Below are 14971 nucleotides of genomic sequence, written 5' to 3' on the forward strand. Positions count from 1 at the left end.
AACACGGGCCGTAGCCCGGGGTGAGGGGCGCGGATACGACAGGCGCAGGAGGGCTGTCAACAGGGAGCCCCCAATAAACCTCTAACCTACTGAAAACACGCACGAATTAAAGGACGGTATTATAATACCGCATTCACGCGCGACGTGCGGTCCACAGGAACCCCGTCGCGAGACCCAGGACGCCCGCCGCCGCAGCCTGATGGGCAAGACCGAGGGACAGGGGAGTCGCCGACATCAGCGTCCAAACGCCCAAGGCCGCCTGGCTGAAGATGCCGAGGCCCAGGGCCAGGCCCATGCGACGCAGGCCGAGCGGCGCCTCCCGGTCCCTTAGGCAGGCAACGATCAGCACCGCGGCGCAAGCGCACAGCACATAGGCCCCGAAGCGGTGATTGAACTGAACGGCAGGAATGGAATGGGCGATCGTCGTCCATAGCCCCGAAGATGCATAGCCCTCCGGGAACCACCTCCCCTCCATGAGCGGCCAGTCCGTGAGGACATAGCCGGCGTCGTTTCCGGCCACGAGGGCGCCGAGGAGAATCTGGACGTAGACCATGATCGAAAGGCCCAGCGCCGCCAAAGACCAGGGGCCGCGCGCCGGCCTTCGGGAAGGTCCGTTCCAGGCCTCAAGGCCCGTCCACAAAAGAGCGGCCAGAAGAAAGAAGGCCAGTCCCAGGTGCGTCATCAGCCGCTCAGGCGCAACCGAGACCCGTTCGCTGAGGCCGCTGGCCACCATCCACCAGCCGATCAGACCCTGAAGCCCACCCAGGGCGAACAGGGCCCAGCAGCGCCCGACAAGCCTCTGGGGGATCTGCCGCCGGAACTGGAACACCGCGAAGGGTAAGGCGAAAGCGAGCCCCACGAGCCGACCGAGGAAACGGTGGCCCCACTCCCACCAGTAGATGAACTGGAAGGCCTCCATGGACATGCCGCGGTTGACCTGCTGGTACTGGGGGATCGTCCGATACTTCTCGAACTCCTCCATCCACTGAGCTTGGCTCAAGGGCGGGATGGCGCCGGTGACCGGGCGCCATTCGGTGATGGACAGGCCCGAGCCGGTCAGCCGCGTCGCGCCGCCGACGATGACCATGGTCAGAACCAGGGCGGCCACGCAGAAGAGCCAGATCGCCACAGGCCGGGAACGGTCTGGAGGTGTCGAGACGTTCATGCCGTCCTGCTAGCCGTGTCTGACGCCGTCGTCCATCTCTCGATGGCAGGACGCGAGATGAGTCCTATATTGGCCCCATGCAACCCCGTCTCCGCAGCTTTGTCGGCTCCATGGCCATCCTGATCTTCATGGCCGTCTATATCGTCGCGGCGACACACGTCGCCGACCGTCTCCCGGACAACGACGCAATCAAGATGGTTTTTTTCGCCGTGGCGGGTCTGGCCTGGGGGCTACCTCTCCTTCCGGTCATCGCGTGGATGAACCGGGGCAGATAGGCCGATGGTCGGAGCGGCGGGATTCGAACCCACGACCCCTTGACCCCCAGTCAAGTGCGCTACCAGGCTGCGCTACGCTCCGACATCGGCGAGCGGTTCTTCTAGCGGCTTGCGCCTGACGGGCAAGCGATTTCGACGTCAGCCGGAAAGCAGGGCGTCGAGCCGTCGCTTGATCGCCAGAAGATCGTCTCGGGCCGCCGCCAGCCTCCGCCGGCCAGCCTCATCTGGTCTGTCACGGGGCTCAACAGCCGGGCGCGCAGCCAGGTCGCCCGAAACGGATTCGACCCCGTAGACCGGGACCGAGGCGGTCGCCAGGTCGTTAAGCGCCCGGACACCCTCGGACCGGCTCAGTCGCTGGACATCCTTGATGGACCGCCCCTGGTCATGAAGCAGGACCCTGAGGGTGCGCAGCAGCGCGACATCCTGGGGCCGGTAGAACCTGCGCCCGCCTGCCCTCTTCATGGGGCGGATAACGGAGAAGCGCGTCTCCCAGAAGCGCAGGACGTGCGGCGCCACTCCGACTTCTTCTGCGGCCTCGGAAATCGTCCGGAAGGCTTCGGGACCCTTGGCCACGGCCTACTTCGAGAGAGCGCGATCGATGCGCGCCTTCATCACCTGGCTGGCCCTGAAGCCGATCACCCGACGGGGCTCGATGGCCGCCGGCTCGCCGGTCTTGGGGTTCCGGCCCATGCGGGCCCGCTTGGCCCGCACCTGGAAGACGCCAAAGCCCGAAAGCTTCACCTGCTCCCCACGCTCGAGGGCCTGGGCGGTGAGTTCGAGTGTCCGTTCGACCAGTTCCGAACAGTCCTGACGGGTCAGTCCCACCTCTTCGTGGACAGCCTCGGCAAGATCCGCCCGGGTCACTGTGAATCCAACCATGAGCCAGGTCCCTGCCAGAGATAAGCCGCCGAGCCGCACGGATACGGCTCATGAACAGATAAGCCTTTAAAGTCAGACCCATCAAGCCTGATCTTGAAGGTTGCGCCTCGCTCAGAGGCGGAGGGCGCAGGCGCCCCAGGTCAGGCCTCCGCCCATGGCCTCCAGCAACAGGAGCTGCCCGCGCCGAACCCGACCATCGGCGATGCCCTGGGCGAGAGCCAGGGGGATGGAGGCCGCAGAAGTGTTGGCGTGCTCGGCGACGGTCGAAATGACCTTGGACTCGTCCAGGCCCAGGCGGCTCGCGACGCCATTAAGGATTCTCTGGTTGGCCTGGTGCGGAATGAACCAGTCCACGTCGGGGATTCCGACGCCTGCGTCTTCAGCCGCCGCCGTGACGGCCTCGGAAATGTTGATCACGGCATGCCTGAACACCTGATTGCCCTGCATGCGCAGATGCCCGATCTGGCCGTTAGTCGAAACCCCGCCGTCGACATACAGAAGGTCCTGCTTTGTGCCATCGGCGCGCAGGGCGAAGCCCAGCAGGCCGCGATCAGAGGCGTCTCCCCTGCCCTCGCCGGGCTCTATGACGACGGCCCCGGCGCCGTCTCCGAACAGCACGCAAGTGCCGCGGTCGCTCCAGTCCATCAGCCGGGTCATGGTCTCGGCGCCGATCACCAGGGCGCACTTCGAACGCCCCCGGGCAACGAACCCGTCCGCCGTGGACAGGGCGTAGACGAAGCCCGAGCATACCGCCTGCACGTCGAAGGCTACGCCTACAGGACAGCCAAGTTTGCGCTGCACGATGGTGGCGACGGCCGGAAAGGTGAGGTCCGGCGTGGTGGTGGCCACGATGATCAGGTCGACCTCTGCAGCGGATCGACCCGCCGCCTCAAGGGCCTTCCTCGCCGCCTCGACCGCCAGGTCGGATGCCGCCTGATCCGGCGCGGCGCGGTGTCGCTGGCGAATGCCGGTCCGCTCCCGGATCCACTCATCGGAGGTGTCGACAAAACGCGCCAGGTCCGCGTTGGTCAGGATCTCCTCGGGGAGATACCCGCCGACCCCGGTCACAACGCTGCGGATCACGCCGGGTCTCCCATCGCCGCCTCACCGAGCCGGGACATGTTGCGCTGGATCTGGCTCATATAGTCGCTCGCGGCAAGATCTACGGCCAGACCCACCGAGCGACCGAAGTCCTTGGCGTCCGCGCCGCCGTGGCACTTGATGACAAGCCCGTTGAGCCCCAGCAGCGGCGCGGCGGGGGTCGGGGTGATGCGGGCCTTGAAGCGACGCAGGGCGGGTCGGGCCAGTACGGCTGCGATCTTGGCGGCGATGCTGGAGGACAGGGCCGCACGGAGCTCCTCTGTGATGTACCGGGCGGCGCCCTCGCCGGTCTTGAGGGCCACGTTTCCGGTGAACCCGTCCGTGACCACGACGTCCACAAGATTGGTTGACAGATCATCGCCCTCGACGAAGCCGTGATAGGCGATGTCCAGCCGGCCGCTGCGCAGCAAGGCGTGGGCCTGCTGGACGGCATCGTGGCCCTTCATGTCCTCGGAGCCGACATTGAGAATTCCGACCCTCGGCTTCTCCACTCCGTAGGCCACCCGGTGATAGGCCTCGCCGAGAATGGCGAACTCCACGAGGCGCTCTGCGTCGCAATCGATGTTGGCGCCGGCGTCAAGGAAGGTCGTCACACCCTTGAGGCCAGGCCAGGGCACCACCAGGGGCGGACGGTCCATCGGCACGCTCATTCGCAGCACGAGGCGGGCGATCGCCATCAGACTCCCGGTGCTGCCGCAGGAGACTGCGGCGGCGGCCTCGCCGGACTTCACCGACTCCAGGGCGTTCCACATGGAGGCGCCCTTTCCCCTCCGGACGGCGGAAGCGGGCTTCTCCTCCGAGGCGATCACCTTGTCGGTGTGCCGCACCTCGCTGCGGCGGGCCAGCTCCGGGGACCGCGCCAGCTCCGGGCCGATTACGGCCTGATCCCCGTGAAGAAGAAACTGAACGCCCCCGGGCAGATGCTTCAGGGCGAGGGCCAGCCCCGGCACCGTGGCGGAAACGCCGAGATCACCGCCCATGGCGTCGATCGCAATGACACTGGAAGCCGCCAAAAGACTCAACCCGCCCCTACCTTCGCAAGGTGTAAGGATACAGGCCGCCGCCCCGCATGCAAATGAGTGGCGCGCCCAGTCTCATTCCGGAGACTTCTTCAGGGCGCGCAGCGCCGCAAAGGGCGAGGCGTCCTCTGTTTCAGGAGACCACTCAAACACCGCGTCGGGACGCTTTGGAAAGGGATCGATCGCAAGGGCGAGGTGTTCGCCGAGGATGACCATAAGGTCGATCGTGTCTCCCTCGAGAGGCTCCGGCGGATCCGGCGTATCGAGGGAAACCTCAATTTCTCCACCGACGGTAAGGTCCGCAGGGAGATGAGGGCTACCCTCAGGCGCAAGACGCAGGTCGATGTCTCCGGAAACAGTCTGCGTGAAGGGCTCCAGGCTCACCCCGCAGACCTGGGTGACCTTCCCGTCGAAGCCTCCGACGACTTCGCATCCATCCATCCAGGGCCGGACCTCCAGGTCGGCCTCCAGCTCCGGCAGGGCCTCAAGGCCCAACCTTGCGGCGAGGGCGGCGCGGGTCTGGGCGTCTGGCTTGAGGCGCCGCCGGACCGGCCCCGCAGCAAGATCGCCGAGGCGGATGGTTCCATCGACCGTCATTCCGCCGCCCATGTGATCGTCCCGCCCAGCAGGTCCTGCAGTTTCAGGTCGGCGAGATGGGCCCTTTGTCTGAGGACATAGGCCGCCATCTCGGCCAGGGGTGGATCCTCGACCCCGTCATAGACCGTCCTGGCGAGGATGGTCTCGAGAGTGTCCGACCCCTCCTCCGCCGTGAAGGCCGCTTCATAGTTCCGGAGCCGGCCATAGAGGGCCTCGCCGATCCGGCGCATCTTCTTCCCGACGGAGAGGTCGCCAACGCCCATTTCCCGAAGCGCATCGTCCAGGGCCCGGACATAGGCGTCGAAGAGACCCTGCGAGACCTCAGCGGCCTCTTCACCCTGCCGGACAAGCCGGTCCATCACGAGGATGACATGCAGGCTGTAGTGCTCGAACCGCCCTTCGACCGTGTCGGGGGTCGCCAGTTCCGCGTAAAGCGAAGGCGTCCGCGCCTGACTGACGCAGGCGGCGTACAGCCTGCGGCCGGCTTCAGCTGCAGGTCGTTTACGGAAGAGTCGCATCATGGCCTCGATTTCGCCGCGACGCGCGGCTAATGGCGGCATTGCAGTAAGGGGCGGCGAGCGTTAGGTCAAAGCCCGGACACAGGAAACGCAAACCCGATGCTGAAACGCGCCGCCTTCGCCATCCTTCTCGCGGGAGCCGCCATGACGGGCGCCTGTGCGCCGATCTCCTCCTACTCGGGATTCCAGGCCATCGAGGCCAATCCCAGGGACGTGAAGCCTGGCGAGGATAGCAAGGCCACCGTTCGCGGGCGCCTCGGCTCACCCTCAGCCGTGTCCGCCTTCGACACCAACGTCTGGATCTACATGAACCAGATCAAGGAAACTGTGGCCTTCATGCGCCCGGTCGTCACCCGCCGCGACATCACCGTCATCACCTTCGACCAGGAGACCGAGGCGGTGAAGACAGTCGACAATCTGACCCTGGCGGATGGAAAGGTCATCGCGTTCAACGGCCGGGAGACCCCAACCCGCGGTCGCGAGCTCACGGTCCTGGAGCAGCTGATCGGCTCGATCGGCGCCGGAGGCGTGCTGCCTCGCGACGAAGAAGGCGTCCCGGGGTCCCGGCCGGGCGACCGTCGCTGACGAGCGCTGCTCAGCGCCTCACCTTCGGGCGCTCGAGGCTTCGCCAAAATGAAAAACGCCCCGGGAGTGATCCCGGGGCGTCGTCCTTTGTGCGGCAGAGCGGCGGGTCCTGCGACCCGCCGGGGCCTCAACCCGCCGAGTAGAGGATGGCCAGCAGCAGCAGGGCCACGATGTTGGTGATCTTGATCATCGGGTTCACGGCGGGACCCGCCGTGTCCTTGTAGGGATCGCCGACGGTATCACCCGTCACAGCGGCCTTGTGGGCCTCGGAACCCTTGCCGCCGTAGTGACCTTCCTCGATCAGCTTCTTGGCGTTGTCCCAGGCGCCGCCCCCGGAGGTCATCGAGATGGCCACGAAGAGGCCGGTCACGATCACGCCCATCAGCATGGCGCCGAGGGAGGCGAAGCCGTTGGCCTTGCCCGCCACGGCGGTGATGACGAAGAACAGGGCGACCGGTGACACCACCGGCAGGAGCGAGGGTACGATCATCTCGCGGATGGCCGCATTGGTCAGGATGCTGACCGCACGGCCGTACTCGGGCTTGACCTCACCGGTCATGATGCCCGGGTTCTCGCGGAACTGGCGACGGACTTCCTCCACGACCGATTCCGCCGCCCGGCCGACGGCGGTCATGGACATGCCGCCGAACAGGAAGGGCAGGAGTCCGCCAAACAGCAGGCCGACCACGACGTAGGGGTTGGACAGGTCAAAGGCGACCGTTCCCAGGCCCTCGAAGAAGGAGCCGGGCTTGGCCTCGGCCGAGAAGTACTTGAGGTCCTCGGTGTAGGCCGCGAAAAGCACCAGGGCGCCAAGACCGGCCGAGCCGATCGCATAGCCCTTGGTGACCGCCTTGGTGGTGTTGCCGACCGCGTCGAGGGCGTCGGTTGTCACACGGACTTCCGGGGGAAGACCGGCCATCTCGGCGATGCCGCCGGCGTTGTCGGTGACGGGGCCGAAGGCGTCCAGGGCGACGATGAAGCCGGCGAGGGACAGCATGGCGGTCGTCGCGATGGCGATGCCGTAGAGACCCGCCAGGCCATAGGTGATCATGATGCCGGCGATGATGACGATGGCCGGAGCCGCCGTCGCCTCAAGGCTCATGGCCAAGCCCTGGATCACGTTGGTGCCGTGACCGGACACCGAGGCCTTGGCCACCGACTTCACCGGCCGGAAGCCCGTTCCCGTGTAGTACTCGGTGATCACCACGATAAGGGCGGTGACGGCGAGGCCGACCAGGCCGCAGAGAAACAGCGATTGGGCGTCGATGACCAACCCGCTGTTGGTGGTGACCGGAGCCGGGACCAGAGCGTGGACCGCCCACCAAATGGCCCCGATGGACAGGATGCCAGTAACGATCAGTCCCTGGTAGAGGGCGCCCATGATGTTCTGCGAACGCCCGAGGCGGACGGCAAAGGTCCCCAGGATCGAGGTCACGATGCAGACCGCGCAGATGACCAGCGGCAGGAGCATCAGGTTCAGAGCGCCGGCCCCGAAGAAGATGGCGGCCAGCACCATCGTCGCCACAGTGGTGACGGCGTAGGTCTCGAACAGGTCGGCGGCCATGCCCGCACAGTCACCGACATTGTCGCCCACATTGTCCGCGATGGTGGCGGCGTTGCGCGGGTCATCTTCTGGGATGCCGGCCTCGACCTTTCCCACCATGTCGCCGCCCACGTCGGCGCCCTTGGTGAAGATGCCGCCGCCGAGACGCGCGAAGATGGAGATCAGAGAGGCGCCGAAGCCCAGGGCCACCAGGGCGTCGATGACATGGCGGTCATTGTGCGCCAGGCCCATCGGGCCGGTCAGGGCATAGAAGTAGCCCGCCACGCCCAGCAGGGCGAAGCCCGCCACCAGCATTCCGGTGATGGCGCCCGATCGGAAAGCCATCGACAGGCCTTGCGCCAGACCTTCGGAGGCCGCTTGGGCGGTCCGGACGTTGGCGCGGACCGAGATCAGCATGCCCACGAACCCGGCCACACCGGAAAGGACGGCGCCGATCAGAAAGCCGAAGGCCGCCAGGCTTCCGAGAAGCGGGAAAAGCGCCAGGAAGATCACGGCGCCAACGATGCCGATCGCCGTATACTGCCGGTTCAGATAGGCCTGAGCGCCTTCCTGGATCGCCGCGGCGATCTCCTGCATTCGTGCATTCCCAGGCGAGGCCCGCATGAGCGAGGCCGTCTGGACGACGCCGTAAAGCACCGCAAGGAGGCCGGCCAAGATCGCCAGCATGATGTAGTCCATGGTCGAAGCGCCCCTTCAAAGACTGCGCGGAGGCCGACCCGGAGGTGAAAGTGCTCCACCCCGCGGCGTCCGTCTCCGTTTGTTTTCCCGCCACGACGGCGCAATCGAGTCTGCGCCCGCCGAAAGACGGGCGAAACTGCCAAACCTCGGCCCCGCATGCAACGACTGTTCGAGTCCCGGCCGTTGGAGCCCCCTACTCCGCCTCTGCGCATCCCTGTACACCCGACCCTCAGGGCCGGATCGGCGGCGCTGAACTCCCTGACTTCCTGGGCGCATAGACAATCTTTTGGGGTCTCTGGTCCCTGAGATGGGCGGAGCGAGCGATATTGGCGCCGAGGACCGCCTTGGCCTCCCGCAGGAGCACAGCCTCGAAGACCTTGGGATCCACCGCCATGAAGTCGTTGGGTGCGTTGAGCGGCGCCCGATAGGCCGAACGGATGAGGGCTTCCCGGATGAAAGGGTCCCGGGCATCGACTTCCGGGCGGGGCAGTCCGGGGTTCAGGAGGATCCGAGCGCGGACGAAGACGAAGTTCACGACCTGCCCGTTCCTGAGGATCGGCAGGCCGATACCCGACACGTCGAGCCGCAGGTCGGCGTTCGGTTCATTCGGGACAGACGGGTTCTTTTCCGCTGCAGCAAAGGCGGGAGTCCCGGACGGGGCCAGGAGGATCAGGAGTACGAGAAGAAGACCTCGGGACATTCTCACTCTCGACGGTACGACAAAACGGCCCCGCGACAGGCTCTTGGACCGGATTTCCGACCGGAGCTGTAAGCCCTCTCAGGCATGACGCCAGCCCCCCGGGCCCACATCCAGGGCCCGACCATTGAGCAGCACCTCTGAAGGGCCGTCAACAAAGACCCCCACGACCGAGCAGCCCGCCGCCTCCAGGACCTCGCGGTGCGCCGGCGCCGCAGCAAGAACGATCTCGTAGTCATCTCCACCGGAGGCCAGGGCGATCCGTGCGCCGACCTCATCTGGAGCGTTTGCAAGCCAGTCCGCCCCCCACTCGGATAAGGGCGACCGCTCCAGCGCCAGGTGGACGCCACAACCGGACGCGGCGGCCAGGTGGCGTGCATCGGCGATCAGCCCGTCGGAGACATCGGCCGCCGCCCGGGCGCAGGCCCTGAGGAGGGCCCGGAGATCGAGGCGGGGCTCAGGCCGGCGGAACTTCCTTGCGAGGCCCCCGTCAGGGTCCTTGAGGGCTCCGGTCACCGCCTGCAGGCCCAGCCACCCATCGCCGATCGGCCCGGTGACCAGAAGCAGGTCCCCAGGCCGGGCGCCCGAGCGGCGAATGACCCCGCCCGGCGGACATCGGCCGAGGAAGGTTCCGGACGCCATGAAGGGCCCGGGGGTCGAGACCGTATCCCCGCCCAGCAGAGTCAGACCGAAAATCCCGGCCTCCCGCGCCAGACCGCCGGCGAAGGCGCGGCGGCGCTCGAGCGGCCACTCTGGCGACCAGGCGAGGGTCTGGAGCCAGGCGAAGGGCTCTGCGCCCTTGGCCGCCAGGTCCGAGAGGTTGACCCGGAAGAAACGGGCGGCCACGTCCTCCGGGGCCTCACCAGCGGGAAAGTGTACGCCTTCGACAATGGCGTCCTGGGTCACCACGAGATCGGTCCCGGTGTGGGCCGTCACGACCGCGGCGTCATCCAGGAGGTCGAAGGCCCCGGGATCCCCCCGGGTCAGGGGCCGGAAGAACTCGGCGATCTGGCCGAATTCGTCCGGCGGGCTCAGGGGATCAGGGCCGGACATCCCGGGCCAGTCCGTCTAGGGCGGCGTTGACAAACCCGGGCTCGGGGCCCTCGAAGAAGGACCGGGCGAGGTCGACGTATTCGTTGATCACCACCTCCACGGGCACGTCCGGGCGATGCGCCAACTCGAAGGCCCCGGCCCGCAGGATGGCGCGCACCGTGGCGTCCAGGCGCTCCAGGCGCCAACCCTGGGCCAGCCTCCGCGCGATCGCCGGATCGATACGCCGTTGCTCTGTGACAACCCCCCGCACCAGCTCGGCGAAGAAGGTCTCATCCGCCGCCGCAAGGTCCGCTCCCTCCTCGCCCCCGATCGCGCGGTCGAAGCGATGGTCAGAGAACTCCCGGACGACAGTTTCAACCCCGGTCCCAGAAACTTCCATCTGGTAGAGGGCCTGGACCGCGGCGAGACGGGCGACGGAGCGGGCCTGATGAGACGTCGACATTACCGGTCCTGACCGACGAACCGCCGCCGCAGGCCGATCATGTCCAGAGCGGCCCTCGCGGCGCCGCCACCCTTGTCGCCCTCGCTGACCCGGGCTCGCTCCCAGGCCTGATCCTCGTCCTCAACCGTCAGGATGCCGTTCCCCAGGCACACCCCCTGCCGGACAGTCAGGTCCATGAGCCCCCGGGCGCTCTCGTTCGAGACGATCTCGAAGTGATAGGTCTCGCCCCGGATGACGGTTCCGAGCGCAACATAACCGTCGTAGCTGACGCCCCCCGGAGCGTGTCGGGCCTCATGGGCCATCGCGATCGCCCCAGGAATCTCCAGCGCACCGGGGACGCTCACAACGTCAAACTCCGCGCCGTGGGCGGAAATCACGTCCGAGGCCCCCCGGAGGAGCTCGTCCGCCAGGTCGTCATAGAACCGCGCCTCGACGATCAGCAGGCGCACCTTTTCCGGGGTCATGTCAGCATTCCTTCTCAGTGGCGCTTCTAGGCCGTTTCGCGCCAGCGGGCGAGATACCGGGCCAGCATGTCGATCTCTAGGTTGACCCGGGCCCCCGGCGCGAGGTCGCCCAGGGTGGTGACTTCCCAGGTGTGTGGGATCAGGTTGACGCCGAAGACATCGTCATCGACCTCGTTGACCGTCAGGGAAACGCCATCGACCGTGATCGAGCCCTTCGGGGCAATGAACCGGTGGAGCGGCCTGGGCGTGCGGAAACGCACCCGCCGCGAGCCGCCTTCCTGGGTGATCGAGATCACCTCTCCAATACCGTCCACATGGCCTGAGACGATGTGGCCGCCCAGCTCGTCTCCGACCTTCGCCGCCCGCTCCAGGTTGACGCGTCGACCCACCCCCCAGTCCGCTAGGTGTGTCAGCGCGAGCGTCTCGCCGGACACCTCAACTGCAAACCAGTCCTCACCCTTCTCCACGACGGTCAGGCAGCATCCCGAATGGCTTATCGAGGCCCCTATATCGACGGTGGAGAGGTCGTAGGCCGTGCCGATCTCGAACCGGCGATCCCTGTTTGTATCTCGGACCATCCGGACGGTTCCGATGTCTGTGACGATTCCGGTGAACATCAGATCCTCCCGTAGGTTTCGCAGAGGTCGGGCCCGAACTCGGCGATGGAAACCCGCCGCAAGCGCGGCGCCTCGGCCAGACGGTCCCATGGCAGATCGCCCACCGCGGGTCGACCCCGTGCGCCGAGCACAAGGGGCGCACGGAACCAGATCAGCTGGTCCACGAGGCCGGAGGCGAGAAAGGACGCCGCGACCTGGCCGCCGCCTTCGATGAAGAGCCTTCGAAGGCCCGCGACGCGCAGGGCCTCGACCGCCTCCCTTGGGTCCGGGCGCAGGGCGCCGGTTCCCAGCGTGACGAAGCGGAGTCCGAGGGCGGCGAGGTCCGGGCGAGGCGGCGCCGGCGAAATCAGGAAGGTCGGGATTTCGCGGGCCGTCCGTGCAAGCCGAGAGCTGACGGGAAGCCTCTGGCGGGTGTCCATCACTACCCGCGCCGGCTGGGGCCCGGAGTGGCCCTCCAGCCGGACAGTGAGTTCCGGATCGTCCGCAAGGGCGGTTTCTATTCCCACCACTACGGCGTCATGTCCCGCGCGAAGCCTGTGAACCTCAAGGCGGGAGGCCTCACCGGTGATCCAGCGGCTCTCTCCGGTCGCCGTGGCGATCCGGCCGTCCAGGCTGGTCGCAAGCTTCAGGGTGACCCAGCTAGCGGTCATCCTCTCCGCTCTCGCTCAGGCCCTCACGGCCCAGGAAGGTCGCAAACTCAGCCGCCTCCCGGAAATCGCGATAGACCGAGGCGTAGCGGACATAGGCCACGTCATCGAGGGCCTTGAGTTGCTTCATCACCATCTCGCCGACGACGGAGGACGGGAGCTCGGTTTCGCCGAGGCTCTCCAGCTGCCGCACGATCTGCGAGATCATCCGCTCGGTGCGTTCGGGCTCGATAGGCCGCTTGCGGGTGGCGATGGCAATGGACCGCGCCAGCTTGTCCCGGTCAAACGGCGTGCGGCGGCCGGAACGCTTCAGGATGGTGATCTCGCGAAGCTGGACCCGCTCGAAGGTGGTGAACCGGCCCCCGCACTCGGGACAGGACCGGCGCCGACGGATCGCCGCGCCGTCGTCTGACGGGCGGCTGTCTTTCACCTGGCTCTCGGGGTGTCCGCAGAACGGGCAACGCATGATCTGGCCCCTCCCGGCCTAGCCGACCCCTATTAGAGGGCTCAGCCGTAGATGGGAAAGCGTTTCGTCAGGGCCAGGACCTCGCCCCGCACCCTTGCCTCCACCGCCGAATTGTCCCCGCCGGCCGCGACGCCGTCGAGGACCTCGCCGATCCAGCGGCCGACCTGGCGGAACTCGGCCTCGCCAAAGCCCCGGGTGGTTCCGGCCGGCGTACCGACGCGGATCCCCGATGTCTGGACAGGCGGGAGCGGGTCGAACGGGATGCCGTTCTTGTTGGTGGTGATGCCGGCGCGCTCCAGGGCGATCCCGGCCTCGGCGCCGTTCACGCCCTTGGGCGTCAGGTCCACCAGCATGAGGTGGCTGTCCGTTCCGTTCGACACGATCCGGAAGCCGGCCTGCTGCAGGCTGTCGGCCAGGGCCCGGGCGTTGTCGATCACCTGGCGGGCATAGGCCTTGAACTCCGGTCGCAGGGCCTCGCCGAAAGCCACCGCCTTGGCGGCGATGACGTGCATGAGCGGGCCGCCCTGCAGGCCCGGGAAGACCGCCGAGTCCAGCTTCTTCGCCAGCTTCTTGTCATTGGTCAGGATCAGGCCGCCGCGCGGACCCCTGAGGGTCTTGTGGGTTGTGGTCGTCACCACATGGGCGTGCGGGAAGGGGTTAGGATAGACGCCCCCCGCCACCAAGCCAGCGTAATGGGCGATGTCGGCCATCAGCAGGGCGCCGACGGAATCGGCGATCTGGCGGAACCGGGCGAAGTCGATGTGCCGGGAATAGGCCGAGCCGCCGGCGATGATCACCTTGGGCTTCTCGGCCAGGGCCAGTTCTGCGGCCTGGTCATAGTCGATCAGGTGGTCCTGTAACCGAACCGCGTAGGACACCGGCCGGAACCACTTGCCGGACTGGTTGACGCTCTTGCCGTGGGTCAGGTGGCCGCCGGCGGCCAGGTCCATGCCCATGAAGGTGTCGCCGGGCGTCAGAGTAGCCATGAAGACCGCCTGGTTGGCCTGGCTGCCCGAGTGCGGCTGGACATTGGCGTACTCACAGCCGAACAGGGCCTTGGCCCGCTCTATGGCCAGGACCTCGGCCTCGTCCACCACTTCGCAGCCGCCATAGTAGCGCTTGCCCGGATAGCCCTCGGCGTACTTGTTCGTCAGGACCGACCCCTGCGTCTCGAGCACGGCGCGGGAAACGATGTTCTCCGAGGCGATCAGCTCGATCTGGTCCTGCTGGCGCCGGAGTTCACCCGAGATCACCGCACCGAGGGCGGGGTCGGACTGCGCGACTGATGCCGAGAAGAAGCCCGCCGGAACGCCGGCGACGAGGGTCTGTGTGGTCATGGAGCCTGTCCTGAGGATTCGGCGCGGCCGAACGCGGGCTGTTTACAGCCTCGACGCCCCGGGCGGAACCGTCATCGGCAGGCGAAAGGCGGAAAAATCGGCGGGCCTCAGGCGGCCTGACCGCCGACCCTCTGGATATTGCAGCGGACCCAGAGCTTCTCCATCGCCCGGACCAGATGATCCATCATCTCGTCCGTGTGCGCGGGGCTGGGTGTGAAGCGCAGGCGCTCGGTCCCGCGGGGCACGGTCGGATAGTTGATGGGCTGGACGTAGACCCCGTGCTCCTCGAGCAGGATGTCCGAGATCAGCTTGCAGTGGACGGGGTCGCCCACCAGCACCGGCACGATGTGGCTGACCGAGGGCATGACCGGCAGGCCGGCGGCCTCCATGCGCGCCTTGAGGGCGGCGGCGCGCTCCTGGTGCTTCACCCGGACCTCGTTGTGTTCCTTGAGCCAGCGGATCGAGGCCACGGCGCCCGCGGCCACGGCCGGCGGGACGGAGGTGGTGAAGATGAAGCCGTCGGCATAGGAGCGGATGGCGTCGACGATCACCGCGTCGGCGGCGATGTAGCCGCCCATGACCCCGTAGGCCTTGCCCAGGGTGCCCTCGATGATGTCGATCTCGGCCATGACGCCGTCACGCTCGCACACGCCGGCGCCGCGGGGGCCGTACATGCCCACGGCATGGACCTCGTCGATATAGGTCATGGCGCCGTACTTCTTGGCCAGGGCCACGGTGCCGGGGATGTCGGCGATGTCGCCATCCATCGAATAGACGCTCTCGAAGGCGATCAGCTTGGGCGCCGCCGGGTCGGCGGCGGCCAGCAGTTCTTCCAGGTGCGCCAGGTCGTTGTGCCGGAAGATCTGC

At 67.0% G+C, this 14971-nt stretch carries 19 protein-coding genes and 1 tRNA gene; 2 read left to right on the forward strand and 18 right to left on the reverse strand.

What is annotated here, in order from left to right; all coding sequences use genetic code 11:
• Window positions 1–133: 133 nt before the first annotated feature.
• Window positions 134–1165, reverse strand: coding sequence for a COX15/CtaA family protein (locus IM632_RS09045; RefSeq protein ID WP_296479760.1), 1032 nt, complete (start codon window positions 1163–1165; stop codon window positions 134–136).
• Window positions 1166–1242: 77 nt separating this feature from the next.
• Between IM632_RS09045 and IM632_RS09050 the strand changes: the two genes are divergently transcribed.
• The gene (locus IM632_RS09050; protein ID WP_296479759.1) at window positions 1243–1440 is read left to right on the forward strand and encodes a DUF2842 domain-containing protein; all 198 of its coding nucleotides are present in this window, start codon (window positions 1243–1245) and stop codon (window positions 1438–1440) included.
• A gap of 5 nt (window positions 1441–1445) precedes the next feature.
• Here the strand turns inward: IM632_RS09050 and IM632_RS09055 are convergent.
• The 7 genes from IM632_RS09055 to IM632_RS09085 form a co-directional block, all read right to left on the reverse strand.
• Window positions 1446–1522 (reverse strand) — tRNA-Pro (locus tag IM632_RS09055).
• 56 nt (window positions 1523–1578) lie between these two features.
• Window positions 1579–2013 (reverse strand): MerR family transcriptional regulator, encoded by a 435-nt coding sequence (locus IM632_RS09060; RefSeq protein WP_296479758.1) that lies wholly within the window; start codon window positions 2011–2013, stop codon window positions 1579–1581.
• A 3-nt stretch (window positions 2014–2016) separates the two neighbouring features.
• Window positions 2017–2319, reverse strand: coding sequence for an integration host factor subunit alpha (locus IM632_RS09065; RefSeq protein WP_296479757.1), 303 nt, complete (start codon window positions 2317–2319; stop codon window positions 2017–2019).
• Window positions 2320–2430: 111 nt separating this feature from the next.
• A complete protein-coding gene (locus IM632_RS09070) occupies window positions 2431–3402 on the reverse strand; it encodes a beta-ketoacyl-ACP synthase III (RefSeq protein ID WP_296479756.1) in 972 nt (323 codons plus the stop codon).
• A complete protein-coding gene (gene plsX / locus IM632_RS09075; RefSeq protein WP_296479755.1) occupies window positions 3399–4433 on the reverse strand; it encodes a phosphate acyltransferase PlsX in 1035 nt (344 codons plus the stop codon). Before plsX ends, IM632_RS09070 begins: the two co-directional genes overlap by 4 nt.
• Before the next feature lie 81 nt (window positions 4434–4514).
• Complete coding sequence (locus IM632_RS09080; RefSeq protein ID WP_293511494.1) at window positions 4515–5036, reverse strand: DUF177 domain-containing protein; 522 nt, start codon at window positions 5034–5036, stop codon at window positions 4515–4517.
• Window positions 5033–5557 carry a ubiquinol-cytochrome C chaperone family protein gene (locus IM632_RS09085; protein ID WP_296479754.1) on the reverse strand — a complete coding sequence of 175 codons (525 nt, stop codon included), beginning with the start codon at window positions 5555–5557 and terminating at the stop codon, window positions 5033–5035. Before IM632_RS09085 ends, IM632_RS09080 begins: the two co-directional genes overlap by 4 nt.
• A gap of 96 nt (window positions 5558–5653) precedes the next feature.
• Here IM632_RS09085 and bamE point away from each other — a divergent pair, with 96 nt between their 5' ends.
• Window positions 5654–6139: an outer membrane protein assembly factor BamE gene (gene bamE, locus IM632_RS09090; protein ID WP_293517365.1), complete on the forward strand. Its 486-nt coding sequence runs from the start codon at window positions 5654–5656 to the stop codon at window positions 6137–6139.
• Between the two features lie 127 nt (window positions 6140–6266).
• Here the strand turns inward: bamE and IM632_RS09095 are convergent, their stop codons facing one another.
• From IM632_RS09095 to hemA, 10 genes are all read right to left on the reverse strand, one after another.
• Window positions 6267–8381, reverse strand: a complete 2115-nt coding sequence (locus IM632_RS09095; protein ID WP_296479753.1) for a sodium-translocating pyrophosphatase — start codon at window positions 8379–8381, stop codon at window positions 6267–6269.
• Window positions 8382–8610: 229 nt separating this feature from the next.
• On the reverse strand, window positions 8611–9081 hold the full coding sequence (locus IM632_RS09100) for a hypothetical protein (RefSeq protein ID WP_296479752.1): 471 nt from the start codon (window positions 9079–9081) through the stop codon (window positions 8611–8613).
• Between the two features lie 78 nt (window positions 9082–9159).
• The gene (gene thiL / locus IM632_RS09105; protein WP_296479751.1) at window positions 9160–10131 is read right to left on the reverse strand and encodes a thiamine-phosphate kinase; all 972 of its coding nucleotides are present in this window, start codon (window positions 10129–10131) and stop codon (window positions 9160–9162) included.
• Entirely contained in the window at window positions 10118–10573 is a 456-nt protein-coding gene (gene nusB / locus IM632_RS09110; protein WP_296479750.1) for a transcription antitermination factor NusB, read from the reverse strand. Before nusB ends, thiL begins: the two co-directional genes overlap by 14 nt.
• Window positions 10573–11037 carry a 6,7-dimethyl-8-ribityllumazine synthase gene (gene ribH, locus IM632_RS09115; RefSeq protein WP_296479749.1) on the reverse strand — a complete coding sequence of 155 codons (465 nt, stop codon included), beginning with the start codon at window positions 11035–11037 and terminating at the stop codon, window positions 10573–10575. The genes nusB and ribH overlap by 1 nt, the downstream gene beginning before the upstream one ends.
• Window positions 11038–11063: 26 nt before the next feature.
• The gene (locus IM632_RS09120) at window positions 11064–11654 is read right to left on the reverse strand and encodes a riboflavin synthase (RefSeq protein WP_296479748.1); all 591 of its coding nucleotides are present in this window, start codon (window positions 11652–11654) and stop codon (window positions 11064–11066) included.
• Complete coding sequence (locus tag IM632_RS09125) at window positions 11654–12304, reverse strand: RibD family protein (RefSeq protein WP_296479747.1); 651 nt, start codon at window positions 12302–12304, stop codon at window positions 11654–11656. Before IM632_RS09125 ends, IM632_RS09120 begins: the two co-directional genes overlap by 1 nt.
• A complete protein-coding gene (gene nrdR / locus IM632_RS09130; protein ID WP_296479746.1) occupies window positions 12294–12767 on the reverse strand; it encodes a transcriptional regulator NrdR in 474 nt (157 codons plus the stop codon). Before nrdR ends, IM632_RS09125 begins: the two co-directional genes overlap by 11 nt.
• 41 nt (window positions 12768–12808) lie before the next feature.
• Window positions 12809–14104 (reverse strand): serine hydroxymethyltransferase, encoded by a 1296-nt coding sequence (gene glyA, locus IM632_RS09135; protein ID WP_296497540.1) that lies wholly within the window; start codon window positions 14102–14104, stop codon window positions 12809–12811.
• Between the two features lie 107 nt (window positions 14105–14211).
• Window positions 14212–14971, reverse strand: a 760-nt coding sequence (gene hemA / locus IM632_RS09140) for a 5-aminolevulinate synthase (RefSeq protein WP_296552250.1), incomplete at its 5' end; no start/stop codon positions are given.

The sequence above is a fragment of the Phenylobacterium sp. genome (assembly GCF_020402505.1).
GTDB lineage: Bacteria > Pseudomonadota > Alphaproteobacteria > Caulobacterales > Caulobacteraceae > Phenylobacterium.